This window comes from Calothrix sp. CBUCES-K 9914 (assembly GCF_059640475.1).
The window spans coordinates 1-25,038 of record NZ_JBXXZH010000138.1 but is presented as its reverse complement, the minus strand read 5'-3'; the positions used below and the strand labels follow the sequence as shown (position 1 = coordinate 25,038).

The window sequence follows — 25,038 nt, the reverse complement described above, 5'->3', positions numbered from 1 at the left end:
GCTCGATAGGAGGGAAAACAATATCTGTGCCTGCTAATCCAGAAAGGGTGTTGGTAAAGTCGAACTCCGGGGGTTTATTAGTTGTCTCCATGTTCTCTTCAGAAAAAATAGGCATAAGTGACTGCAAAACTTCGCTAAAAGATACTTGATTAGCTTGGATGAGGTGCGCTCGCCACTCTTTATAGGAAACCTCTTCTAGTGGATAGCCCAAAGCCCGAATACAGTTGAACAGCTCGTTCATTGGGGTGGGATGAGGATTGACCAAGTGAAACGCTTTTCCCAAAAACTCTTTCTGCCGCGATAGATGAACAATAGCACGGCTCGTATAATCAACGGGAATAATGTTTTCTGTCCAATCGTCAAGTTTGGGTGCTACTCCTAACTGAATGCAACCGGGAATAAATTTGGATAAAAAGTCGTCTGAATTGCAAATACCTGTTTGACTATGTCCTAATATTCTGGCGGGTCTGTAGACACAAACAGGCAGCCCGCAATCGCGTGCGAGCATCACCAACTTCTCTGCTACCCACTTACTTTCGGCATAGCCATTATTAATATCTTTGCTATACTCCAGAGGATCTGATTCGGAAACTATCTTCATTTCCGAATAAGCAGGTGAGGAAAAAACATCAATAGTTGAAATGTAATGTACAGGCTTGAGCTTAATTTCGCTTGCTAATCTCAAGACTTCCCGCGTCCCTAAAACATTTGCAGGTTTGAGGGTTGAGTAAGGATAAATTAGATTCACCCATGCCCCATTGTGATAAATGACATCAATCTGACTAGATAAATCTCGAAACAGCGATGCAGAAAGACCTAGTAAGTTTTTGGACAAATCTCCAACCACAGGGATTATTCTAGAACTGAAAGCCTCCTTCCAAAGTTGGTATGATTCCAGCTTGCTTTGCAGCTTCTGCAAAGCCTGTTTCTCATTGGCAGAACGAAGCAGGCAATAAACCGATGCCTGAGTTTGTTCTAGGAGTTCATAAAGTAAATAAGCTCCTAGAAAGCCACTTGCTCCGGTTAAAAAGATACTCTTTGGTTCGCTTGTGTATCCAAAAGGTACAGTCTTAGGCTGAATGGTTGGGTCTAAAACCGCTTCTGCGTTTAAATCGGACTGTGTATTGGCGACAATTGTAGCTTCTGAGTGAATTGTGGAGGCAATTGTAGCTGCTAGCCCAGCCACAGTAGGTTTCTCAAACAGAGAGCGCAAGGGCAACTCAATTTTTAATGCCTCCCGCAGTTGAGACATAATTTGAGTGGCTTTTAAGGAGTGTCCTCCCAGTTCAAAAAAGTTGTCGTGAATTCCCACCCGATCAATTTTCAAAACTTCAGTCCAAATGTTGGCTAACAATTCCTCAATTGGAGTGCGAGGGGCAACACAAGACTCTCCCATCTCGCGACGCAGGTCGGATGCTCTTAGGGCGCGACGGTCTACCTTTCCGTTAGGTGTCAGTGGCAGCGCTTTCATCAGTACAAAAGCACTCGGTATCATATAGTCGGGTAGCTTTTGTTTCAGGTAGTCCCGCAGATTCCCACTCAGCGTGCGCTGTATAGTTTTCCACCAGCCTTGAGTCTCCAACAGATTAGTTACACTTTGGTCAACGAGAGCTTGTTCGGAGGAAGTAAGATGAAAGTGAACCCCAACCTGTGGTGGATGCGACCAAACCACCGTTCCAGAAAACCAGCACGGTTCGTTCTCTCCAGGCAGTTGCAAGTGCAGGCGGACGTACTTACCTTCACCAATAGCTGGCACACCTACCAGAGCAACACCTCCAGTGGAAATATCCTCCGTGTGAAGTTTTACGGTGTTACCGTCCAGTTCTAATTTGCATTCACTGTGGTAAGGGATGCGCTCTGGGATGAGGTTAGAAATAATATAAGCTACGAGGTGCTTGTTGCCAGGATTGTCTTCTCGACAAATAACTACCACTTCTCGCACGTCAGGGTGTTGGGCTAATGCTGCTTCAATTTCACCTAATTCGATGCGGAAGCCCCGCACTTTAACCTGATTATCAATACGACCGAGGTATTCGATATTCCCATCTGGAAGATAACGAGCTAAGTCTCCGGTTTTGTATAGGCGAGAACCAGGTTCATCACTAAAGGGATTGGGAATAAATTTCGCTTCAGTAGTTTCAGGTCGGTTGAGATATCCCCGTGCTAAACCTGCACCGCCAATGTGCAATTCTCCTGGTACACCAATTGGTACTGATTGCAGATGGCGATCTAATATATAAATTTGGGTATTATCGATTGGACGACCGATGGGAGGAAGTGCTGGCCAGTTGCTTACTGAATCAGTTAGGGTAAATGCAGTAACCACATGGCTTTCAGATGGTCCATATTGATTGTGTAGCTTACAATCTTTTAGCTTTTTGAACAACCTAGCAATGGAGGGAGATATTTGCAACTGTTCACCAGCAGTCACGATCTCACGCAAGCTTGTAGGAAAAAGTCCAAAACCATCAGCGACTTCGGCTAGCTGCTGTAGGGCGACAAAGGGAAGAAACAGTCTTTCAACCCTTTGTTCTGCAAGCAAACGTAACAAAGTCACTGTCTCTTGTCGCACTTCCTCTGAGATCAAGACCAATGTTCCGCCTGAACACCAAGTAGAAAAAATTTCTTGGAAGGACACATCGAAGCTTACAGGCGCAAATTGCAAAGTTCTTGCTTGGTCAGAAACAGTCGTATTTTTAAGTTGCCACAAGATTAGATTGAAAAGGGAAACGTGCCTCATCGCCACTCCCTTGGGTTTTCCAGTTGAACCGGAAGTATAAATGACATAAGCCAAGTTCTCTGGCATTACGTCAGTGATAGGAGCAAATTCACTTTTAGCAGAGATTTCTTCACAGTCTGCATCCAAGTAGATTACCCGCGCTTGATATTCCGATAACGAGACGACCAGTTTTTTCTGAGTTAATAGAACTGGTAGCTGTGAATCATAGAGCATATAGGCGATGCGCTCTTCTGGATAGGCGGGGTCTATGGGGACATAAGCACCACCCGCTTTGAGGACTCCCAGGATTCCTACAATCATCTCAATAGAGCGTTCTACACAAATACCCACCAATACCTCTGCCCTCACGCCCAATGTTTGCAGATAATGGGCGAGTTGGTTAGCCCTTGCATTCAATTCTCGATAAGTCAGCTGTTCCCCTTCAAATACTACTGCTACCGCATCTGGTGTACGCTCCACCTGTTCCTCAAACAACTGATGGATACATTTATTATGCGGATACTCTACCTGGGTGTTGTTCCACTCAAAGAGCAACTGATGGCGTTCGGTTTCCGTGAATAGTGGCAATTGAGAAATTTGTTGCTGGGGATTGGCTGCGATCTCCTCTAGCAAGGTTTGGAAATGTCCTGCCATGCGGGCGATTGTAGAAACATCAAACAGGTCGGTATTATATTGCCAGCACACCTGAACAAGTTCTGCGGCTTCCATCACCGAAACATCTAGATCGGAGGTCACTCCCCGTTGATGTCCTAGCAAGTATGGTTCCATTTGAAGTCTTGGGCGATGAGATGAAGCTAAACCTGGCTGATACCAACGCTGTTTTTGCGAGTTAAAGGAGACTTGAAACAGGGGAGAACGACTGGAATCGCGCTCAAGCTGAAGCTGTTTTACTAAAAGAGGAAAGGGATAATCTTGGTGCTTTTGAGCTTCTTGTACTTTGTCATTTACCTGAGAAAGGAGTTCTGTAAATGTGGATTTCCCTGAAACAGAGGTTCGCAAAACAACCTCATTTACTAAGTAGCCTACGGTTTCTTTAAACTCTCCACTCCACCGACTCGCCATCGCAATTCCTACAAGGATATCTTCTTGTTGAGTGTAGCGGTAAAGCTGTACATAGAATGCCGATAACAGAATCTTGTAAAGATTTGTTCCAGAGGCTATAGCTAGATTCCTGAGTTTTTGAATTAATTGTTGATCTAGCTTTAAAACATGCGTTCCTCCTCGATAGGTTTGTATTGGAGAGCGCGGTCTATCTGTTGGCAGATTTAAAATTGATAACTCACCAGCTAATTGTTTTTGCCAATATTCCCACAGTTCTTCTCCTTTTGAACTGGATAGCAATTCAGATTGCCAACGCACAAATTCTATGTAAGATAAATTCTCAGCAGAATTTTCTGGCTGAGAGTCAAGTTTTTCGATTTCTGCTATATAAAAAGTTTGAAATTCATTTAATAGTATATCAAAAGACCACAAATCACCAGCAATGTGGTGCATTGTTAATAGAAGAATATGTTCTTCGACTGATTGTGTGAATAGATTGATTCGCAAAACCGAATCAGTTTCTAGGTAAAAAGGACGGTCAGTTTCAATAAAGATTTGCGCTCGTAAATAATCTTCACTCCAATTTGAAGCATCTATTATCTGAATATCAACTTCTTGTTGTTCGTGAATCTCTTGAACTGGTATGCCTGCATTATAAGTGTACGTGGTACGGAGAATAGGATGACGCTCAATAATTTTTTTCCAGGCACGACGCAAAGCTTCAACATCTAATTTTGAGCTAATTCGCACAGTTTTAAAAATGTTGTAAGCAACACTTTTTGGGTCGATTTCGTAAAGAAACCACAGAGCTTGCTGACCATAAGAAAGAGGATAAAAGGCAGAACTTTGGGGTTTTCCAAAGAGAGATACCTCAGTGCTGAATTTTTGTTTTTCTATTTCTATTACAACCTGTTCGGTAGAAAGTGACTGCTCTAAATTGGCAGCAGGGATTTCTGAATTATTAAAAGACTTAATCATTTTAGAGTTTATTATCCTAATCCACAGATCATTACATAATTAGATGTTTTCTTATTACATTAATAACAATATTTATCTGTTTAAAAACCAGGATATATACTTATTTTAAAACTTGAGTAATTATACTTAAATTAGCTTTTGAATGCAGCATTTATACTAAGTTTTATTTAGTACTTTTGAGGATATTTGACCGTGCTTTCACTGCTCCACTCGCTTCGGTGTGAATTACGTCAGTGAAGTTCGCACGAATGAAACAGGCGATTTGTTGGGTTACGGCGTATGTTAAGTTGCTCAACTTGATTTAAGTCAGTTACGCTAAGATAGTGCCACAATTTACAGACTATACTGAAAACACCGTGAGCGAAGGGAAAGGAATTCCGGTCTACCTAGACAAAACCAGCTTTAACCCATGTAATGAGTACTTAGGCTTTCTTCCAGAGTCCTTTGTAAGGTTCAGGAGATAGTTGTGTGTACCGAACTGTGTGCTGGATGTTTCTATGTCCCAAGTATCCTTAAATAGTACGGGTATCCGTTTTCTCTCGTGCCAGATAATACCCGCAGGCCTGACGTAGCATATGGAGTAATAATGGCTGTAAGATAAGTATAGCAATGGTTACAAGCTAATTTGCCAACATATTTAGCACGCTAAGTACGGAAGAGCCAAATCTAAGTCTGATTAGAGTTTTCTTAGTAACATTCGGTTTTATACCCTTTGTTCCCTTCGGTAACAGGCTTCGGGCAGGAATCAGAATTCCCTTCTGCCTCCTGCCCTCTGCCTTTCTCGATAAATAAAAACAACGTAAATATTGTTCGTCATGTTAGTGCGCGAATGTACTATTTTGTCCAAAGTCCAAAATCATTACCGCTCTTTATAATTAGCTCGCTCCGTTTTTTTTGCAATGTAAAGAATCTAGAGTCAAGTAAAGCTTTTTAGGTTCCTTTGTCACCCCTTTAGAATCAGAATCTTTTTATACTTTAAAATTCAGCAAGCAAGTATAGATGTGAATGGAAGCACAAGGATTATTGCGCGGAAAAGTTTTGCAGAAGCTAAAATTAACAAAGTACAAGAAGATGTAAGGTGGCAACCCATCTGTAATTGCGTGAAATTACTGAAGTATTAGCAATATAGAAAATGTATATTGTATCTATTATTCACAAAGAAGCTCATATTCTTGACCTAAGATAAATATCATTTTCTTGATATTCCCTTTAGAAAGAGTATTAGATTAATTGCGTCTGTTCCGATTTTTTGACTTTTATCCCATACTCATTACTCGACAGCTTGCCAATAATATGTTTATTTTTTCCCATACAAATAAGGATAGATAAATTATGAGTGATAGCGGAAAAGAAGTTTATACGTTGATTGATGCAGCATTAGTTTTTGCATCAATTGCAGCGTTTGAGTTTGGTCCTGTAACAGCAGGGGTAGCAGCTTCACTGGCAACAGTTATGCGAGCAATGATTAGAGAAAGCCAAATTAGTGATAGCAAACAACCCTGCGCCCTAGTGCAACAAGAAATTCAAGATAATGAGATAGGAATTTGGTTTGAGACTTTGCACACTTATGAAGTTTGGTACTATCAAACCTACAAATTAGCAACTAAAAAAAACTCAGAAATGGTGCGATTAATAACCAATAGTAAATTTTATAATTATCTAGCTAAAGCGGTAAGCGATCCAAATGCACCTCTTATGCAAGCAATGATGAAATTGCAAATGGACGATAGAAAAAATAGTGGAGTCAATTATCGAGTTAAAGCATTCTCAACCTTTCTATACGGTGGAGCGATACATTTAATGCTCTATAAGCTTTACCTGACACTCAGTTCAGCGAAGACTGAAAAAATTGATAAATTTGAGACAAAGGTAGCTCGAAATGTTATAATAAATTATATACATTATGCAGAATATCAACTCACCTACATAAAAGAGCAGATACAGAATCGATTGAAGAAAGTATCAGAAGTAAAACACGGATTTCAAACGACACCAAATTGGGCCCCAGAAGTACACTACACACCTCAAGATACTCAGGGACTGTTCTTCACAGATTCAGGAATACCGGAGAAAGGAAATGCATTAGAGAAGCTACTTGATGGTCTACCAACGAACACGGTTGTATTTATACCAGACGATGAATCGGGTTTTATATTCAAAGAATATACTCAAAAATGGAAAGATGCAAACCAAGCAAGAGCGTCATACATAGACAAATTGGAAAAGGAACAAAAACAAAATTATAATTTTCAACGAGGCGATGATATGGCACGTATAATCAAAGATTGGAAAAAATTCTGTAATAATCTAGAAATAGCCTTACAATGAGTTTTAAGACTTGTGCAAGACATAAATCAAACAATAACATCATTAAGGAGAGAGAGGGATAAAATATGTCATACAGCCGATACAGCAAGCAATTTGGACCAAAATTAACAAAGCAAATCGAAGCAAATGTAGGAATTATAGGACATGAGGAATTTGCGGAAAAATTGTATGAAAATCAATTGAAAAAGAGATTTACTAAGGTCAAGAAGTTCAGAGACTACATGAATTATATAAGAAACGTTTCTGCCCCTACTCTCAGCGAGATAGAAGTATTCATTGACTTCTACAAAATCGATTATGTAATTCTAGAGGCTAATTTAGGAGAAGTGGGAGGAAAGCTAGCTTTCAATGAGGATTTTTTTAATAAATATCGAAAGAAAAGAGTATTCTTCTACTTATATTCAGGAGAAAACCTGCAAGACCAAATTAACCGTCTGACATGTAGAAATATCCTGGGTTATTCGCTTAAAACGGATCTAGGAGAAGATGGAATAAGAAATATTGCAGCAAAGTTTGTGCTAATACCGGATGTAGCACTAGAAGCCTCAAGTGATACTTTACGACCGAGACGACCTAATATTAACGAAAAAGAGGAGTTAAGAAACGGAAAATCAAGCGAAGAAATAGAAGAAGAAGAACATCCCGAAAAAGCAAGCCGAGGCGGAAAATAAGAGAAGATAGGAGGGTGTGTGACTAGACCCAGAAGTTTTCAGGGTCTAACCTCAACGGGTTTATCAGCTAGAGACTGCAAACTAAAGGGGCTAAAGACTTAGCATAAGTAAAAATTATGCTATCGAATGCGCGACCCATTGAGTATGTCGATAGCAACAGACCTTATACCATTTCACGAAAAGGCGGATTGTAGTGCCCTGATCCCAACGCTGTGGTAGCTTCAGCCTCAAGGGGGCGAACCTGATTACTGCCCGTTCGCTCATTTTCGACTTCTCGATTTAATTAAGGCTTACTGGGCTTATAATCCAGACTAGTCAACCGATTCAGGCATTTTTGTTGGTATAGGGCTTTTAGCTATTTTATGATTTACGCTATCCCTACGCCTTAAATAACCGCCTCTAGGAGGCTTCTGTGATGGTCATAAATTTTACTCACAATTAACGGTTTACTTAGAAATAGCCTTTTTTCTCTTATATCAAAGCTTTAATTCTCCTTCGACTCTAAAAATAAGCGAACGCACAGTGATTAATCGGTGGATTAGTTGTTAGCCGCACCGATGCTTGAGGGGTTTGGGAAAGTCCGATCCAACTATACAGGATAATTCCGATCATGCAAATCGCACCGATCAGCTTAGACCACTTGAATAAAGTCATTTGATTTTTGAACTCCTGCACGCTCATTGACTCAATCAACTAATGGCAACTCACGAACAATGTGTGGTGACGCAGAGTATGAGTCGTGTCATGGACAGCAGGGTATGTAGTGAAATAAATTGTCCACAGAATTAAAGAACACAGTCCAACATAAAGCCCTGATTGTACAGGTACTGATAGCACTTGATGGGTAACTTGTTGCTGGATCGATCTAGAAGATTGAACTGTCATTTCTGGAACAGGTTTACGGTCATCAACATTGGCTGGTGTTACCATGAAAGACATAATTTCTCCTTTTTCATTAATTATTAAATGTAGTTTAAAACCGAAATACCAACCCAACGAATTCTTTCCCCATTTACCTAATACGAGCAAAAACTCGGTTACGTTTTGCCCTTTCAGGAATACATATAGAAATAGAAGTAGAATCAATAAAATTAATACCAGTATTTGTTCCACGACGTAGAAGAAGATACCAGCATAAAGGAATTAAAGCGCTTTGTTGTAGCTCTACAAAACGATTATAACTAACCAATTTGGGAAAATGGCTGCATAAAAAAGTACACATATGCATGGTATAATAATCTTTAAAGTTTCGGTAAGATGATTGATGAAAGTGAATAATTATGGTCATTACTTCACTCAAACATAAAGTCAATTTTCGATTACGTTTTCTCTCACTAGTTTGAAGCAATTCTTGTTGCCAATTTTTTTGAAATTCTTTACAAAAATCATCTACATCACAAAAAAGCTTTTCTAATTCGATATTATTAATCATAGTAGATACCCCAATTTTTTATTAATTAAACTTCTGATTTCAAAGAATCTGGAGATATATTTTGGTTGTAGGGCTATGATTTTTTGGGTAAGTAAGAAATTAGTAAGATTTTCATTATACTCATCTGATTTGAAGTTACGCGCCGACTGGTCTGAAGTTATCAGTTATTCTATCGGTGAGCGATTTGGCGCCGAAGTTCGCGCGCGAGTAGCAACGGAACAGAAAACCGGGATAAGAAAATATTGCTTCAAGTTGGCTGTTCAACCATGTATATACATAGAAGTATAAAATTATATTTAGGCAGCAGGTAAGTGTTCTAATGGGAGAAAGAAAGTTTACAACTTTCTCAGAAGTCTCCGAGGTTGATGTCTCTAGGGTCTCTTCTGGATTGCATCAGCCAGACTGGGCCAATAATAAATTCTCCATCCAACCAAGTAGTATTGCAAACGAAGACATCACCATCAGTGTCGAGAGGATAGATATTGGAATGCTGAAAGTTGCAACCAATGGCACCAGAAGGTTCAATGCCACCACCACCCTTAGCCCATCGCAAGTCACAACAACAGAAGTGAGGGTGATTCCCATAGTCGGGACTGGCACAAATTAACCAACTATTTCTCATATCGCAGCAGATGAATTTAGCCGACAACTCACCCGACAAAATGGCATCTTGCAAGTTGACATTGCTAAAATAAGCACCGCACAAGTTAATCGAGCGCAGGTTAACCCCACTCAAATTAACTCGATGCAAGATAATATCTCGGAAATCTCTTTCCCCATCAGCATAGCGCTTGAGCAATTCCTGGGCATCAAGAACGTAGTTCGAGTTAGTAGAAATTCTTCCATCTGGCATAGTGGTGTTACAGAAAATCGTCTTTTCAGTCGTTTTGATACCAGTTAAATTGGCATTCCTCAAGTTAGTACCAATCAATTTAGCTCCCCTCAAATCAGCATCACTCAGGTTAGCACTGGTCAAATTAACACCAGTCAAATTAGCACCTCTAAAATCGGCTTTTCGGAGATTGGCGTTACTGAAATTACAATTAATCAGAAAACCATAGAAACTAGTCCATTCCAAATTGGCACAACTAAAGTTGATATTAACCAAATAGATGTTGCTAAAAAAGGACTCCTGCAAATTGGCTCTACTGAAATCGACATCCATAAAACCGTTATAGTCAATAGTAGTGTTCCTCAACTCGATACCAGTAAAACTTCTTTCCCCAACTTCATAACGCTTAATAATTTCCTCAAGCATTGCGCGCCGCCTGAGAAATTCTTCAGTATCATCCATGCTTTGTTCCCCTCCTACCGCTAACACAATTAACTCTACCGCTCTTAATATGAAGGCAAATACTCTGATTTATATTAAGTGTTATTACGCATTAATATTTTTAATGCGTGTTCTTATTGACTATAATTAATGCGTATAAAACATATTTTAACAGTAAATAGTATTGTCTATTCTATTGATATACAATTCGAGCATACATTTTAAGTCTACTTACATGCTTCGCTCAACTGTAGGAATCTGGGAAACATACATGATTGATTATTCGCCGTAATTTTTAATTTTAGTGAAGGCTAGCTGTGCGATTTCCTCCGCACGTTGTGAGGTAACTTTGGAATAACGAAGAGTGGTTTGAATTTTCTTGTGCCCCATTAAAGCCCTAAGTTCTTCTATCTGTAATATTCCTGCGCGCTCTGTAGCCCACGTATGGCGGAGGTCGTGTATACGAATACCTGACAAATCTGGATTATTACTTGTAATTTGTATCCAAGACTGATATGCACGGGCATAGGAAAGACGTGATATAGAGTTGTTTTGGTGTTTTTGGGCAGTAAATAAAGCTTCTATCTCTTTATGTCGATAATATTTGATGTAGTTATTTAGACAACTAGCAGTTGAGTCATTATAGAAACACCAGCGCTGTTTATTACCTTTGCCAATTACCTGAAATCTATGTCTATCTAAATCTAAATCAACTAAATCTAAGCTAAGTATCTCCGTAATTCTTGCCCCACTACTATGTAATAAATGTACTAATGCATTCATTCGAGCATCTTTTTTAACTAGAGAATAAAGAATATCTAATTGTTGTGACGTTAAATAGCGTACTTCTTCATCTGAATCATATTCTCCAACATTTGGGTCAGGTTTACGCCGTTTTAGACCAGACACTGGGTTAGATTTTAGTAAACGCTGTTCGACTGCAAAATTAAATAATGCAGTAATTACCGCTTGGTGGCGATGATGAGTAGTAAATTTTATATCAGTCAAGTTACTGAGATATTCCCTCAAAATATCTCTATCAATAATTTCTAGAGTCCACCTACCATACAGCTTGAGCAAGGGCATTAAGGTTGATTGATAGGAATTAATAGTGCTTTGGGAAATTTCAGTTCGCTCTAAAAACTGTGTAGCTAATGATGCCAAAGTAATAGTCATTTGAAACTGGTGTTAGATGCTTTTGATAATAAATACAAGTATTAAATTATTATTAATTGTATCTAAAAGGGTATACTTTTATGAGCGTTTTATTAGGGTCGGTGGCTCCAAACCCCACAGAACCGTTGGGACGTTATATCCAGAGAGTTAGAGAAGAGTTATCTCTAACTCAAGCTGAGTTAAGTCAAAAAGCTGGGGTACACGTTCAGACGATTCGTAAGATTGAATCTGGTAATACATCCAGACTAAATCAAAAAGCAAAGTCTGGGCTGGCTGCTGCATTGAATATTCCCCAAGAATATTTGGATGCGGTAGTCAAACAAGTGCCAATTGAGAGAGTAACAACATTGAAATTTTGCCCAAAATGTTGGACACCAGGGACAACTCTTGACCCGATGTGGACGACGGTGCGGTCAAAATATTGCTTTGCTTGCGGTACTGTTTTGCGAGACAGATGTGTTAGTTGTAACGAACCAATTATGTCATTAAAGTTCAAGTTTTGTCCGTTTTGTGGGTCGTCTTACAAACAACTATCTGTTGATACTAACTAATGTAATAGTGACAATATTAACATAAATGCCAGTTGAATTTCTAAGTGCAGAACAAGAGAAAAGATATGGTCGATATACAGGGGAACCATCCCCGGAACAACTGGCAAAGTATTTTTATCTTGACAATCTCGATTTAAAATTAATTAAGGAGCGGAGGGGTAATCATAACCGCTTGGGTTTAGCTTTACAGTTATGTACTGTGCGTTTTTTGGGTACTTTTTTGACAGACCCAACCGATGTACCGAAAGTTATAATTGATTTTCTAGCTAAACAATTAAATATTGATGATACAGAATCTTTGGAGCGTTACGGAAACTCAGAAACCAGGTGGGAGCATACAGCATTAATTAAACAACGCTACAGCTATGTAGATTTCCATGCACAACCAGAACATTGGAGGCTGGTGCGTTGGTTATACCAAAGGGCAAGCCTAGGTACGGAATCTCAAAGTATGTTATTTGACTTAACCACCGCACGTTTGGTAGAACGAAGAATTCTTTTACCAGGTGTAAGTGTTCTTGCTCGTTTGGTAGCATCTGTAAAAGATAGAGCAGCTAACCGCTTGTGGAATGTCTTATCTAAACTCCCATCGAAAAAACAAGCAAGCGAACTGGAGAAGTTATTATTAATACCAGATTTGCAAAGATACTCTACATTAGACCGTTTATCTCGTTCCCCCACTCGCGTGAGCAGCCAATCCCTGGTTGCAGCGATAAATCGTTTAGAAGAAATACGTGCAATTGGTATTGGAAATATTGATTTATCTAAAATACCGCCAGCGAGGGTCAAATTTTTAGCACGGTATGCAGCGGCTTCAAGAACTTATGCCATAGCTCGAATGCCGGACGCAAAAAGAATTGCAACTTTACTAACATTTATACATGAGCTTGAATATACAGCTACGGATGATGTGATTGACTTGCTTGATTTACTAATTAAAAGTTTATTTGCAAGGTCAAAACGCGAAGGAGAAAGCGAGCGTCTGCGAACATTAAAAGATTTAGATGCCGCAGCATTACAATTAGCAGAAGCGGTCGAAGTAGTACTTGATGATGATTTTGAGGACACTAGTATTAGGTCGGAAGCTTTTGAGCGAGTTAGTCGTGAGGAATTATACTCTTCTTTAAAGAAGGTAAAATCTTTGGCACGCCCATCCGAGGATGAAATGGTGGATACAATTATATCCCGCTGGCGCTATGTGCGTATCTTTTTACCTAAGTTGTTGTTAAAAATTGAGTTTTCTGGGATGGAAAACGCGCAACCAATTCTAGAAGCGCTTGATTTTTTACGTAGTATTGAAGGAATAACAAAACCAGATATGAGTACTGCACCATTAAAAGTTGTTACCAAGTCTTGGCTGCGGTTAGTTGTAAACTCGGACGGAGTAATTGACCGCAGAGCTTACACGTTTTGCGTCCTTCAATGTTTACTTAAGGCGTTGCGGCGCCGTGATGTTTTTGTTGTTAAAAGTCGAAGTTACACAGACCCTCGCGCCAAACTTTTATCTGATGAAGCTTGGGCTGCACAACGTGCGGCGATATGTCGCACTTTAGACCTTGAACCAACCTTTGACAATACTTTGTCTATCCTCAAATCCCAACTGAATGAAGCTTACCACCGAACTGCTAGTAATTTTAAAGACAATGCTGCTGTACGTATTGAAATCAAAGATGGTAAAGAGCATTTAGTATTAACGGGACTAGATAAATTGGTTGACCCACCCAGTTTGATTACCTTAAAAAGACAAGTGTCAGAAATGTTACCTCGTGTTGACTTACCAGAAGTATTGTTGGAAATTGATAGAAGAACTGGTTTTACAAAAGAATTTACCCATTTGAGCCAAACGAATAGTCGTGTAAAAGACTTGGATATTAGTATTTGCGCGGTATTATTAGCAGAAGCCTGTAACATTGGATTGGAACCATTGGTACGTCCAGAAATACCTGCATTAACTAAAGGACGGTTGTCTTGGGTGCAACAAAACTATATCCGTAGTGAAACACTTATCCGTGCTAACGCCAGACTCGTTGATGCCCAAACCCGTATTCCTTTGGCACAAATTTGGGGAGGAGGGGAAGTAGCATCCGCAGATGGTTTGCGGTTTAGTGTACCCGTAAGAACTATTAATGCAGCCCCCAATAGTAAATATTTTGGTGTTGGTCGAGGTGTAACTTATTACAATTTTACCAGTGACCAGTTTACTGGTTTCCACGGCATTGTTATTCCCGGTACATTGCGTGATTCTCTGTTTTTACTGTCAGGAGTGTTGGAGCAAATAACCAGTCTGCGACCAATTGAAATAATGACTGATACTGCTGGTTATAGTGAGGTAGTATTTGGTTTGTTTTGGATATTAGGCTACCAGTTTAGTCCCAGAATTGCAGATATTGGTGACACAAGATTTTGGCGATTAGATGAAGAAGAGATTTATGGCGCCCTTGATAAGTTAGCAAGAAACAAGATAAATACTGACTTAATAGCTGAAAATTGGGACGACATATTGCGCGTAGCTGGCTCTCTAAAGTTGGGAACCGTAAGTGCAACTGAATTAATGCGCTCTCTCCAACGAGGTAATCAACCTTCAACTTTGACCAAAGCAATAGCCGAATTAGGACGAATCGCCAAAACCTTATATTTATTGTCCTATATTGATGATGAGAGCTACCGTCGCCGCATCCTCACCCAAATTAACCGTGGTGAAAGTCGTCACAGTCTGTCAAGGGTCGTTTTTCATGGACAAAGGGGAGAACTACGCCAAAGATACCGTGAGGGGCAAGAGGAACAGTTAGGGGCTTTGGGTTTAGTTGTCAATGTGATTGTGTTATGGAATACTTACTATATGGATGCTGCAATATCCAAGCTGCGTTCCATTGAACAACAAGTGTTACCTGAAGATGTTGTGCGATTGTCCCCACTGGGGCGCAAGCACATAAACGTGTTGGGACGGTACTATTTCTCTTTGGAAGAAACCATCAAGCGTGGAGAACTACGACCTTTGAGAGACCCTGATGCACGAGAAGATTTTGAATTAATTTGAGGGGAAAAAAGCTTATCCCGGTTTTCTGTTCCTAAGTTTTGTAACAATTTTATTCATGTATATACATGGTTAAAAGCCGTAAACCTCCGGAGGATGCGGCTCTTGGCTATATATAGACATGGAAATATTTTTGAGTTTATTTTCTTATCCCGGTTTTCTGTTCCGTTGCTACTCGCGCGCCTCTATCTAGTGTCTGCATGTCTGTAACTCCTAATATCTGTGGTTGAATTTACTGATGGTCTTAGATACCGAAGTGTTTTATACAATTCCAGATTTTTCTCAAAATTTGTTGTCCAGCTTATGGTGTAAGGGTTTTTGGTGGATAGGTTAATTTAATTTTTGGAAGTGTTTAAACAAAAAACCCAGCCTCTGCTTGAGAGACTGGGCGCCAAATGTCACTTTTTAACCAATTGCAGGATTAATTACGCGGTTGCTTCCCCAAGGTTTACTTTGACTACCTTGGTTTTTTCAGCTTCTGACTTAGGTAGTGTCAAGTTTAAAATACCGTCTTTGTATTCTGCTGTTACGGCAGTGTTTTGGATACGCGCGCGTAGGGGAATAACACGTTGGAACTTGCCGTAGTAAAATTCTGTTCTGGTTCTACCGTTATCGTCAGTCTTGGTTTCTGTCTTGCGTTCAGCTACCACCTTAACTGCGTTTTCGGTAACTTCGATGTCTACATCTTTGGCTTCAACACCAGGAAGTTCTAATTTAAGATGTACTGCTTCGTCAGTTTCATGAAGTTCAGCAGCGGGAGTTCTAAATGCTGGCGCCTGCATTTCCTGAAATAATGAATCTAGTTGGCGAGTAACTGCGTTCATGTCGTTCCAAGGATTATAACGTGCTAACATTTTGCTTCGCTCCTTTTCAAGTAAGTATCGATTAATTCGTTCTGTATATCGTTTCATATGTCCTTATAGTAATAAAGCTTGAAATGGTTGCAAATACGGCTTGTATCACTTTTCTATTAATGAAAACCGAATGTTTTTAATGGGATATTTAAAAGTAGTGTTAATACGAATTATCTTAGTACGGTAAACCTAACCCCCGCTCGTGTGGGGTTGGGGGAGAGGTTCTTAATAATATTGATATTTTATAAACGCCTTCTTAAATTAAGCCAATTTATCATAATCTTCTGGTTCAACATCGGGTACTTTGCTTAACACTTGTTTGAATTTATCTAAACTCCCGCGCGCTTTCCTTTGTTCTATATAGTCTTTACTTGCCCACGCTGACACCTGTGCTGATAAGGCAATAGCAACGAGTTGGTCGATAGGTACATTCTCTTTAATAGCTTTTGCTTCTATTTGTTTATATAGAGAATTTGGTATTTGTACATTTAAATTAGTCACGATATTTCTCCTACTTGTTGTAAAAATTCACTTGGTGTTACAACGTTGATGTCAAATAGAGAAGCTGCTTGTAAATCTTTTTTATTATAAGTGATAATAAAATCGGCTTGACACTCAACAGCCAAATCTATCAGAAAATCATCGTCGGGGTCACGAGAAGTTGGGCGCCATAGGTAAAAAATATCACATAAATTAGCAATAGAGCAGATTCCATCTATAAAATCATCAATTTCCTCAAAGGTTAAGGTTAATTGGTCTTTTTCTCGTTTAAGTATTTCTTCATACTCAAGAACCAGAGCGGTAGATACATTTACTTGCCAGCGTTCGTCCTCAAGTATTGTTAATAGTTTATAAGAGGCGCCGCGTGTTGACCGCAGACCAGAAAGTAACACGTTAGTATCAAGTACAATTTGTATTGGTCTGTTCATTGTTTCATCTTCATTCTAATAACGCTTCTGTCTCTGCTTCGGTTTCTGGGTCTCCTTCCAGCAGCAGCATTAAAGCTTGCATCTCATCCATCGCAGTTTGCAGCTTGGTCATGATCTCAGCTGCAATAATTTCAGGTTCGGGTAAATTATCCCCTGACTGTAAGCTTTCATCTCGTAACCACGTAATATCTAAGTTCTCTCCACGTTTAGATATTTCCTCGCGCGTAAACTGGCGCCACCTCCCACTTTCCCCTTCATCCACGCGCGCGCTTTTCCCGTTAGGGTCATCACCATAAGCTTCTTCAAACGGTTTAAAATGCGCTTTGGTTAAAGGTGTGCGTTTACCAAATGCTGGCATGTTAGTACGCATGTCGTAGAACCATACCGACTTCGTATTACCCTTATCACTGGCGCCACGTTGGAAGAATAGCACATTAGTTTTAACACCTTGCGCGTAGAATATCCCTGTAGGCAGTCTCAATATAGTGTGTAGGTTGCATTTATCCATCAAGTCAGCGCGGATGTTACGACCCTGACCATCTTCAAATAAAACGTTATCAGGTAATACAACTGCCGCGCGTCCACCTGGTTTCAACCCTCTATATATATGTTGCAAAAAAGCTAACTGCTTGTTGCTGGTAGGAAAAGTAAAATCTTCGCGCGTTGGTAAACCACCACCTTTCTTTGTACCGAACGGTGGGTTAGTTAAAATTACATCAGCTTTGGGCAGTTGTTGCCCGTCACTAGATAATGTGTCACCCAAAGAAACTTCGCTTTCAATACCGTGTAACAGCATATTCATCAGTAACAACCGATGAGCATCCTGTACTAATTCAATCCCGTAGAATGCTTGATAGCGTTGAAAATCTTGTTCTGGTACGCTAAGGTCAAATAGTTCACCAGTGTATTTTTTTATATATCTATCTGCGGCAATTACGAATCCCCCAGTTCCTGCGGCTGGGTCCTGTACCATTTCTCCTGCCTGGGGTTTGATTAATTCCACCATGCAATCAATTAGAGGACGCGGTGTAAAATATTGACCGGCACCGGACTTTTTCTCGGATGCGTTTCTTTCTAATAAATCTTCGTATAAATCACCTAACCCCTCTTCTTTTGCTGAGTACCAGTCCAACTCATCAATACTAGTTACCAACTTTTTTAGTATGCGCGGTTGTTTTAGCGCAGTTTGGGAGTTAACAAATATGCTTTGTACACGATGTGAACCATTGGTTCCAAGTTGTAAAAGTAGCGCGCGGTAAAAGTTAAGCTGCTCAATACCATCCTTAGATACCAAGTCACTCCAGCGATACCCTTCGGGAAGCTGTGTGTCTCTATTTGTTTCCTGCGCCATTTTGAGGAACAGCAGGTAAGTCAGTTCTGTAACGTACTGTAGATAGGTAATACCGTCGTCGCGGAGGACGTGGCAGAGGTTCCACAGCTTTTGTCCAATGTCGTTAGTAGCGTTCAAGTTAGCTTTATATATATAGATGTCAAAGTAATGATTCTTGCATGGAAAGCGGCGCCTGTGAAGTATGGTAAGTGAAATTGTTAATAGTTGGTTAGATTTTAATCCCCCCCAACCCCCCCTTAATAAGGGGGGGCTTTTAAGAGGTTATTTCTAGTTCTTAATTCCCCTCTTTCTATAAGCTTGTTACCCCCTCTTGTTCCCCCCTTATTAAGCAGGGCTGATTCATTCCCTAAAAAGCTCGAAAAATCAAGGGTTTCGCGCAATTTTTGATTGGTATTTTTGCTACCAAGGCACCGATAAAATAGACAACAACACTTGTATTTGTGTGCTTAAAAGTCTGTTTCAGAGTTACCTATACTTAGGATTTTTCTCGCTAACCATCTTGACAAATCCGGTTTGATAGGGAATGAAACGGCCCTGCTTCCACGCGGGGGGTCAGGGGGATCCATTTCGAGAAAATTCCTTAACCGAGTAGTATTGATATGGGATGGTAACGAATGGTAGCAGTTCTTTGTTTGTAAAAATGTCTGGAACACAGTATGGTATCTCCGATATTTTTACTACTCGCTCTCAATACCGAAATAATCTTGATGAGGTTCTAGAAATACTTAAGCACTTGGCAGGAATTATCACGCGATAATAGATAAATTCTGGCAACGGATGCAACGGATGATTTATTTAGACTTACGTAATCAACACATAAAAACCGTAGTTCGTGTGATTAATTTTAAGGTGTAGGCGCCTCACCCTAACTCTCTGTACAGACGCTCCTGAACCGGAGCGCCTCTACCTCTGTGGACTCTGTGTCTCTGTGGTAAAATAATTACATATTTGACGGACAGGCGAGACGCCTATCCTACTCATTTAAAATAAACCATCCGTTACATCCGTTTATCATCCGTTGCCAGTTAACATTGTTCACAGGCGCCAATACTGACCCAGTTGCTAGTACCATCAAGCCAAAATTCTTTTTTCCATATTGGCGCATTGTGTTTGAGTGTATCAATTGCGTAGCGACATGCTTCAAACGCTTCTGAGCGATGTGGACAGCCTACAGCAACATATACGCTGATTTCTCCAATTTTAAGGCGCCCTACTCGGTGATGGATAACTACACGATTAACGTCTGGCCATTTTTGACGAATGTCATCGGCGATTTGGTAAAATACTTGCATAGCCATTGGTTCATATGCTTGGTATTCTAGGCAAATTACAGGTTTTCCATCAGTTTGATTGCGAACTGTACCGCAGAAAGTGACTACGGCGCCATTTTTAGAGTCTGAAGCTAATTCGTAAATCTCTGCTACTGATAGTGGAGCAAAGCTAATTGCAAAACTATCTTCCTTATACGTTTTTTTTGCTTTTGTCAAGCTGGATATCACACCTGGATTCATTTTGCTATAAAAGCCTGTGACGGATAACTCTAATTTTACTTATATTTTTACTCATATGCTCGCTTGTATGAGTTAAAAGGAAAAGCCCTAATCTACGTCGATATACGCAGTTGATACACGTACAAGGCACGCAATAGCATCTTTTTGGAAAATTTAGGTTAAGAAAAAACTTAAGCATATACATAAAATTACATAATTTTTCTATTGTTTAAGTGGTTTTACGTATATTGGAAAACAAAATAGTCATCCTCCTTAAGGCATATTACTATAGTAAGAGTAACAGGATTGCTTTTGACCCCTGTGTGGGTTGAGGTTATTGATTGATTTGACTGCTGTGTGGCACCGTAATGATGTGGCTGCTGCAAAGCGCAAAATTGTTGAAGTGGCTAAAGCATCGTAAAACCCCGTAACTTCCTTGAAGAGTGAATTTGACGTGTTGATAAGTATTTCTCGGCGGGCTACTAATATTGCCTCGACCGGAAAATTGTAGTTCCTATTATTGCCAAGGTTATTTTGATGAATTCTTCAGTTTTAGATAAAGAGGCAGATAGACTAGAAAACCTGAAGCAGTACCAAATTCTCGATACGTCACAGGAAGAGGCGTTTGACGATTTGGCGATGCTGGCAGCACAAATTTTTGATGCTCCAATTGCGTTAATTAATTTGATCGACGCAAATCGTCAGTGGTTTAAAGCTAAGGTTGGTTTGGATTTGACTGAGATTCCCCGTGAAATAGGATTATGCCCTATTTGTGTGGAAACAGGCGATGTCTTAATTATCCCCGATACATTAGATTCAGAATTTGCTACCTCTAGTGTTGTAATTGCTGAACCGTATGTACGCTTTTATGCGGGCGCCCCTCTAATAACACCGCAGGGTTTGGTTATTGGAACGCTTTGTGTTGTTGATCGCAAACCAAGAGAAGTCACGCAAAAGCAGGTTGATGGGTTATGCGCGTTAGCCCGTTTAGTTATGCGACAGTTGGAAGTTCGGAGAAATCTTAACCAGTTAGCAGTTATTCAACACGATTATAAACAAGCTAAAGAAGCACTTCATACTAGCGAGCATATTCTCAGCAGTTTTTTTAATAGTGCTGCAATGATGATGGGTGTAGTTGAGGTATTCGACAATGATATCAAGTTGATCTCTGGTAATTTTGCCAGCGCCGAATTTCTAGGAATGCTTCCAACTGAACTGCAAAATTGTTGTGCTACCGAAATGGGCATTTCACAGGAGTATATCCGTCAGTGGATTGGCTATTATCGTGAGGCTGAAAGAAAAAAGGCGCCTGTTAGCTTTGAATATATTCACTCAAGTTCAGGTGCCCAGAGAATTTTCAATGTTACCGTTACAGCAATAGCTAGTTACAATCAGAATCTAAGTAATATAAATAATCTCAATAATCTAAATATAGGTCAAAAATTTGCTTATATAATAGAAGACATTACCGAGCGCAAACGTACCGAGCAACAAATACGTGAACGCGCGGCATTACTTGATATTACTTCTGATGCAATTATTTTACGCGATTTATCGAACAAAATACTGTTATTGAATAAAAGTGCTGAGAAGCTCTACGGTTGGCAAGCTGAACAAATTATCAATTGCAACGCCAATGATGTTTTTTCTTCAGTAAATTCCTCAGAATACAAAGATATATATTATACAGTTTTAGAAAAGGGCTGCTGGCAAGGTGAATTAATTAAACCAACAAAATCAGGTCAAGAAATTATTGTTGACAGTTGTTGGACACTGGTGCTTGATGAACACTTACAGCCGAAGTCAATATTGACGGTTGATACTGATATTACACAAAAAAAGCAGTTAGAAACTCAATTCTTACGCGCGCAACGAGTCGAAAGTATTGGCACTCTTGCTAGTGGCATTGCTCACGATTTGAATAATGTGCTTTCACCGATTCTTATGTCTGCCCAATTATTGAAGAATAAGTCTAATACTAAACGAGACTCACAAATTTTATCAATAATTGAAAACAACGCAAAGCGTGGCGCCGATTTAGTCAAGCAAGTGCTATCATTCGCACGAGGAATGGATGGTAAACACACTAAAATTCAACTTGCTGATTTAATTCAAGAAATTAAGCAAATTGTCGAACAAACATTTCCAAAGTCAATTGATTTATACACTGAGATAGAATCGAATTTACAAGTGATTAGCGGTGATAGTACTCAATTGCACCAGGTTTTAATCAATTTATGTTTAAATGCTCGTGATGCAATGCCTAATGGTGGCAAATTGACTATCGGCACCGAAAATGTTCTGATTGATGCTAGCTTCAAAAGTATGCATATCGATGCTCAAGTCGGTCAATATGTTTTACTAACCCTTACAGATACAGGTATTGGAATTGAGCAAAAAAACCTAGACAGGATATTTGAGCCATTTTTCACTACTAAACAGTTTGGGAAAGGAACCGGACTAGGATTATCGACCGTTATGGGTATTATAAAAGGTCATGGAGGTTTCGTCCAAGTTTCTAGCACTGTTGGAAAAGGTACGCAATTTAAAGTCTATTTACCTGCTGTTAATAGCCAAGCTGTATTAAATAATTCATACACAGAAATTCCTTGCGGCAACGGTGAATTGATTTTAGTTGTTGATGATGAACCGTCGATACGAGAAATCACTAAAACTTCACTGGAAAATTATAACTACGAAGTGATTACCGCAAATGATGGAATCGAAGCTGTTGCAATTTTTGCTCAATACAAAACTAAGATTAAGGCAGCAATCGTTGATATTATGATGCCAAATATGGACGGTTCAACTGCAATAAGTACTTTACTGCGTATGAACCCCCTAGTTCCAATTATCGCTGTTAGCGGACTAGCAACTAGTGAGCAAGTTAATGTTGATAAAAATTCCCATAGATTTGCTTTTATTCCTAAACCATATACTGCCCATGAACTCTTTGGTGCTGTATATAAAGTATTGAAGTATTGAAGTAGGGTGCGTGACGCAAAGAACAAATTGCAACGTAGTTATAGACTAGTAGCGTCACGCACCATTTACTCTCATTCTTGGATTAACATAGGGAAAACGAATCATCTACACTAAAAATTAGTATACATATAAACAATTTATTTAATGGTTCAATATGTTACGATACTTTACACAAAGAATTATTTAATAAGATTTATTCTTATTATTTTTTTAAGTTAAAAAATAATAATTTAAAAAAAATTATTTCATATGTATGAAAAATTTAATTTTAGTTGTAGACGATGACGAATTAACTCGTATGCAGATGCGCGAGTTACTTCAACATTCGGGATATGAAGTTATAGAAGCGAGTAGTGGAGAAGAGGCACTGTCATTATGTAGCCAGCAACTGCCGGATATGGTACTGCTCGATGCTTTAATGGAAGGTATGGATGGTTTTACTTGCTGTGCGTCTTTACGAACATTTCCACGAGGAGAAAATCTTCCTATCCTAATGGTGACAGGGCTTTCTGACCAAATTTCAGTTGAACGTGCGTTTTCATCAGGCGCCACAGATTACATAACAAAACCAATTCACTGGCAAGTATTGCGTCAGCGCGTTCGTCGTTTGCTCGAAGCCAAACGGACAATGGAAGAATTACAACAGCAAACAAAATACGCATTGCGACGTTCTTCACAGTTAAAAATAGCTTTAAAGTCTGCCCAGATGGGTATTTGGGATTGGAATATTCTCACAGATACGGTTACTTGGTCAGATGACAAAGAATCTTTATTCGGTTTGGAAAAAGGCACATTTGCAGGTACTTACGAAGCTTTTTTACGCTGTATACACCCCGAAGACAGAAATTTAGTGAATTCGGCAATCACGCGCGCTTTAGAAGAAAACGGAGAATATGACTTAGAATTTCGAGCTTTGTTACCAGATAATACAACTCGTTGGATGGCGAGTAAAGGTGTGGTATTTCGAGATGAAAAAGGTGTAGCTGTGGGAATGTCAGGTGTTGATATGGACATTACCAAGCGTAAGCAGTCAGAGGCAGCATTAGAAATATATGCTAACCGCCAAGCAATGGTCGCAGAATTAAGTCAATTAGCACTAGCTGGTTCTAGTTTAAATACATTAATGCAGCAAGCAGTAGCTGTAGTTGCTCAAAGTTTACAAGTTGAGTACTGCTACATTTTAGAATTATCTGTTGATGAAAATAGTTTCCTATTACGTTCTGGAGTCGGATGGCGCCAAGGACTAGTAGGAAATGCGAGAGTTAATACTGGCGTATTATCACAGGCTGGATACACGTTAACTTCTTCTGAACCAGTTATTGTTGATGATGTGAAGAGTGAAACCCGATTTAAATTGCCGCAGTTATTAGCAGACCATAATGTGAAGAGCGGTGTAAGTGTTGTAATTCACGGTAATTCTCGACCGTTTGGTGTTTTGGGCACCCACTCTACCAAACCTCGAAACTATAACCGTGATGAGGTTTACTTTTTACAAGCGGTAGCAAATGTTTTAGCAACGGCAATTGAACGCAAGCTAGCCGAAACAAAATTACAGCAAAGTGAAGAACGGTTTCAAATATTAGCGCAAGCAACAAATGATGCTGTATGGGACTGGGACTTGACGACAAATCGAGTATGGTGGAATGAAAGTGTAACTACGCTGTTCGGGTATTCACAGCATGATGCTAGCTTAACTTCTACTTGGTGGCGCGACCGTATTCACCCTGACGATAGGTGGCGAGTTGTCACTAACATACAAGCGGTGATCGATAGTGGTGAACTATTTTGGGTTAACGAGTATCGTTTTCGACGCGCAGATAATTCGTATGCGTACATTTTTGATCGAGGTTATGTGGTACGTTTGGGTGGCACCGCAGTCAGGATGATTGGCGCCATGATGGATATTTCAGAGCGCAAGCGGGTGCAAGAAGAATTACAGCGTCAGAATTTGCGGTCACAACTATTTGCGGATTTTACATTAAAGGTTCGCCAATCACTACAAATCGACGAAATTCTTTCAACAAGTGTTATCGAAGTCCAAAAATTACTCAACGCTGACCGTGTGTTAATTTTGCGCCTTCGTTCAGATGGTGTAGTGACGACAGTTCAAGAAGCTGTTGTTCCTGGTTTCCCTGTGATGCTGGGACGCGATATTTATGACCATTGTTTTAGCGAGAGTTCTATTCAAAAGTACCGTCTTGGAGA

16 protein-coding genes and 1 pseudogene are annotated in these 25,038 nt (G+C 39.7%); 8 read left to right on the top strand and 9 right to left on the bottom strand.

Translation table 11 applies throughout. The features are described from left to right. A partial coding sequence (locus AC2JBO_RS26615; RefSeq protein WP_496956639.1) for an amino acid adenylation domain-containing protein occupies nucleotides 1–4,759 on the bottom strand: 4,759 nt, incomplete at its 3' end. 1,332 nt (nucleotides 4,760–6,091) lie between these two features. Here AC2JBO_RS26615 and AC2JBO_RS26610 point away from each other — a divergent pair. Then, nucleotides 6,092–7,087, top strand: coding sequence for a hypothetical protein (locus AC2JBO_RS26610; protein ID WP_496956638.1), 996 nt, complete (start codon nucleotides 6,092–6,094; stop codon nucleotides 7,085–7,087). A 65-nt stretch (nucleotides 7,088–7,152) separates the two neighbouring features. Then, nucleotides 7,153–7,758 (top strand): hypothetical protein, encoded by a 606-nt coding sequence (locus AC2JBO_RS26605; RefSeq protein WP_496956637.1) that lies wholly within the window; start codon nucleotides 7,153–7,155, stop codon nucleotides 7,756–7,758. A gap of 879 nt (nucleotides 7,759–8,637) precedes the next feature. On the opposite strand, the pseudogene AC2JBO_RS26600 reads toward AC2JBO_RS26605, so the two are convergent. Beyond that, nucleotides 8,638–9,178 (bottom strand): annotated as a pseudogene (locus AC2JBO_RS26600) (IS982 family transposase); the annotation flags it as partial. An 87-nt stretch (nucleotides 9,179–9,265) separates the two neighbouring features. Between AC2JBO_RS26600 and AC2JBO_RS26595 the strand changes: the two are divergent. Further along, nucleotides 9,266–9,478, top strand: a complete 213-nt coding sequence (locus AC2JBO_RS26595; RefSeq protein WP_496956636.1) for a hypothetical protein — start codon at nucleotides 9,266–9,268, stop codon at nucleotides 9,476–9,478. Between the two features lie 58 nt (nucleotides 9,479–9,536). Here AC2JBO_RS26595 and AC2JBO_RS26590 read toward each other — a convergent pair whose 3' ends face one another. Then, complete coding sequence (locus tag AC2JBO_RS26590; RefSeq protein ID WP_496956635.1) at nucleotides 9,537–10,484, bottom strand: pentapeptide repeat-containing protein; 948 nt, start codon at nucleotides 10,482–10,484, stop codon at nucleotides 9,537–9,539. A gap of 258 nt (nucleotides 10,485–10,742) precedes the next feature. Beyond that, nucleotides 10,743–11,639 (bottom strand): tyrosine-type recombinase/integrase, encoded by an 897-nt coding sequence (locus tag AC2JBO_RS26585; protein WP_496956634.1) that lies wholly within the window; start codon nucleotides 11,637–11,639, stop codon nucleotides 10,743–10,745. Between the two features lie 80 nt (nucleotides 11,640–11,719). Here AC2JBO_RS26585 and AC2JBO_RS26580 point away from each other — a divergent pair, with 80 nt between their 5' ends. After that, on the top strand, nucleotides 11,720–12,190 hold the full coding sequence (locus AC2JBO_RS26580; protein ID WP_496956633.1) for a double zinc ribbon domain-containing protein: 471 nt from the start codon (nucleotides 11,720–11,722) through the stop codon (nucleotides 12,188–12,190). 25 nt (nucleotides 12,191–12,215) lie between these two features. After that, complete coding sequence (locus AC2JBO_RS26575) at nucleotides 12,216–15,227, top strand: Tn3 family transposase (RefSeq protein WP_496956632.1); 3,012 nt, start codon at nucleotides 12,216–12,218, stop codon at nucleotides 15,225–15,227. 422 nt (nucleotides 15,228–15,649) lie between these two features. Here AC2JBO_RS26575 and AC2JBO_RS26570 read toward each other — a convergent pair whose 3' ends face one another. The 4 genes from AC2JBO_RS26570 to AC2JBO_RS26555 form a co-directional block, all read right to left on the bottom strand. After that, nucleotides 15,650–16,078, bottom strand: a complete 429-nt coding sequence (locus AC2JBO_RS26570) for an Hsp20/alpha crystallin family protein (RefSeq protein ID WP_496956640.1) — start codon at nucleotides 16,076–16,078, stop codon at nucleotides 15,650–15,652. Between the two features lie 261 nt (nucleotides 16,079–16,339). Then, complete coding sequence (locus tag AC2JBO_RS26565) at nucleotides 16,340–16,579, bottom strand: hypothetical protein (protein WP_496956631.1); 240 nt, start codon at nucleotides 16,577–16,579, stop codon at nucleotides 16,340–16,342. Further along, entirely contained in the window at nucleotides 16,576–17,007 is a 432-nt protein-coding gene (locus tag AC2JBO_RS26560; RefSeq protein ID WP_496956630.1) for a putative toxin-antitoxin system toxin component, PIN family, read from the bottom strand. Before AC2JBO_RS26560 ends, AC2JBO_RS26565 begins: the two co-directional genes overlap by 4 nt. A 10-nt stretch (nucleotides 17,008–17,017) precedes the next feature. Continuing rightward, nucleotides 17,018–18,475 carry a class I SAM-dependent DNA methyltransferase gene (locus AC2JBO_RS26555; RefSeq protein ID WP_496956629.1) on the bottom strand — a complete coding sequence of 486 codons (1,458 nt, stop codon included), beginning with the start codon at nucleotides 18,473–18,475 and terminating at the stop codon, nucleotides 17,018–17,020. Between the two features lie 487 nt (nucleotides 18,476–18,962). On the opposite strand from AC2JBO_RS26555, the gene AC2JBO_RS26550 reads away from it, so the two are divergent. Then, nucleotides 18,963–19,115 carry a hypothetical protein gene (locus AC2JBO_RS26550; RefSeq protein ID WP_496956628.1) on the top strand — a complete coding sequence of 51 codons (153 nt, stop codon included), beginning with the start codon at nucleotides 18,963–18,965 and terminating at the stop codon, nucleotides 19,113–19,115. Nucleotides 19,116–19,383: 268 nt separating this feature from the next. On the opposite strand, the gene AC2JBO_RS26545 is transcribed toward AC2JBO_RS26550, so the two are convergent. Beyond that, nucleotides 19,384–19,869 (bottom strand): molybdenum cofactor biosynthesis protein MoaE, encoded by a 486-nt coding sequence (locus tag AC2JBO_RS26545; RefSeq protein WP_496956627.1) that lies wholly within the window; start codon nucleotides 19,867–19,869, stop codon nucleotides 19,384–19,386. A gap of 516 nt (nucleotides 19,870–20,385) precedes the next feature. Between AC2JBO_RS26545 and AC2JBO_RS26540 the strand changes: the two genes are divergently transcribed. Beyond that, nucleotides 20,386–22,833, top strand: coding sequence for a hybrid sensor histidine kinase/response regulator (locus tag AC2JBO_RS26540; RefSeq protein WP_496956626.1), 2,448 nt, complete (start codon nucleotides 20,386–20,388; stop codon nucleotides 22,831–22,833). Between the two features lie 253 nt (nucleotides 22,834–23,086). Further along, nucleotides 23,087–25,038 (top strand): PAS domain-containing protein (locus tag AC2JBO_RS26535; RefSeq protein ID WP_496956625.1); only part of this gene is annotated, 1,952 nt, incomplete at its 3' end.

Coding starts and splice junctions, on each gene's coding strand:
- AC2JBO_RS26610 (WP_496956638.1), top strand. CDS start 6,092: ATGAGTGATAGCGGAAAAGAAGTTTATACGTTGATTGATGCAGCATTA.
- AC2JBO_RS26605 (WP_496956637.1), top strand. CDS start 7,153: ATGTCATACAGCCGATACAGCAAGCAATTTGGACCAAAATTAACAAAG.
- AC2JBO_RS26595 (WP_496956636.1), top strand. CDS start 9,266: ATGATTTTTTGGGTAAGTAAGAAATTAGTAAGATTTTCATTATACTCA.
- AC2JBO_RS26590 (WP_496956635.1), bottom strand. CDS start 10,484: ATGGATGATACTGAAGAATTTCTCAGGCGGCGCGCAATGCTTGAGGAA.
- AC2JBO_RS26585 (WP_496956634.1), bottom strand. CDS start 11,639: ATGACTATTACTTTGGCATCATTAGCTACACAGTTTTTAGAGCGAACT.
- AC2JBO_RS26580 (WP_496956633.1), top strand. CDS start 11,720: ATGAGCGTTTTATTAGGGTCGGTGGCTCCAAACCCCACAGAACCGTTG.
- AC2JBO_RS26575 (WP_496956632.1), top strand. CDS start 12,216: ATGCCAGTTGAATTTCTAAGTGCAGAACAAGAGAAAAGATATGGTCGA.
- AC2JBO_RS26570 (WP_496956640.1), bottom strand. CDS start 16,078: ATGTTAGCACGTTATAATCCTTGGAACGACATGAACGCAGTTACTCGC.
- AC2JBO_RS26560 (WP_496956630.1), bottom strand. CDS start 17,007: ATGAACAGACCAATACAAATTGTACTTGATACTAACGTGTTACTTTCT.
- AC2JBO_RS26550 (WP_496956628.1), top strand. CDS start 18,963: ATGGTAACGAATGGTAGCAGTTCTTTGTTTGTAAAAATGTCTGGAACA.
- AC2JBO_RS26545 (WP_496956627.1), bottom strand. CDS start 19,869: ATGAATCCAGGTGTGATATCCAGCTTGACAAAAGCAAAAAAAACGTAT.
- AC2JBO_RS26540 (WP_496956626.1), top strand. CDS start 20,386: ATGAATTCTTCAGTTTTAGATAAAGAGGCAGATAGACTAGAAAACCTG.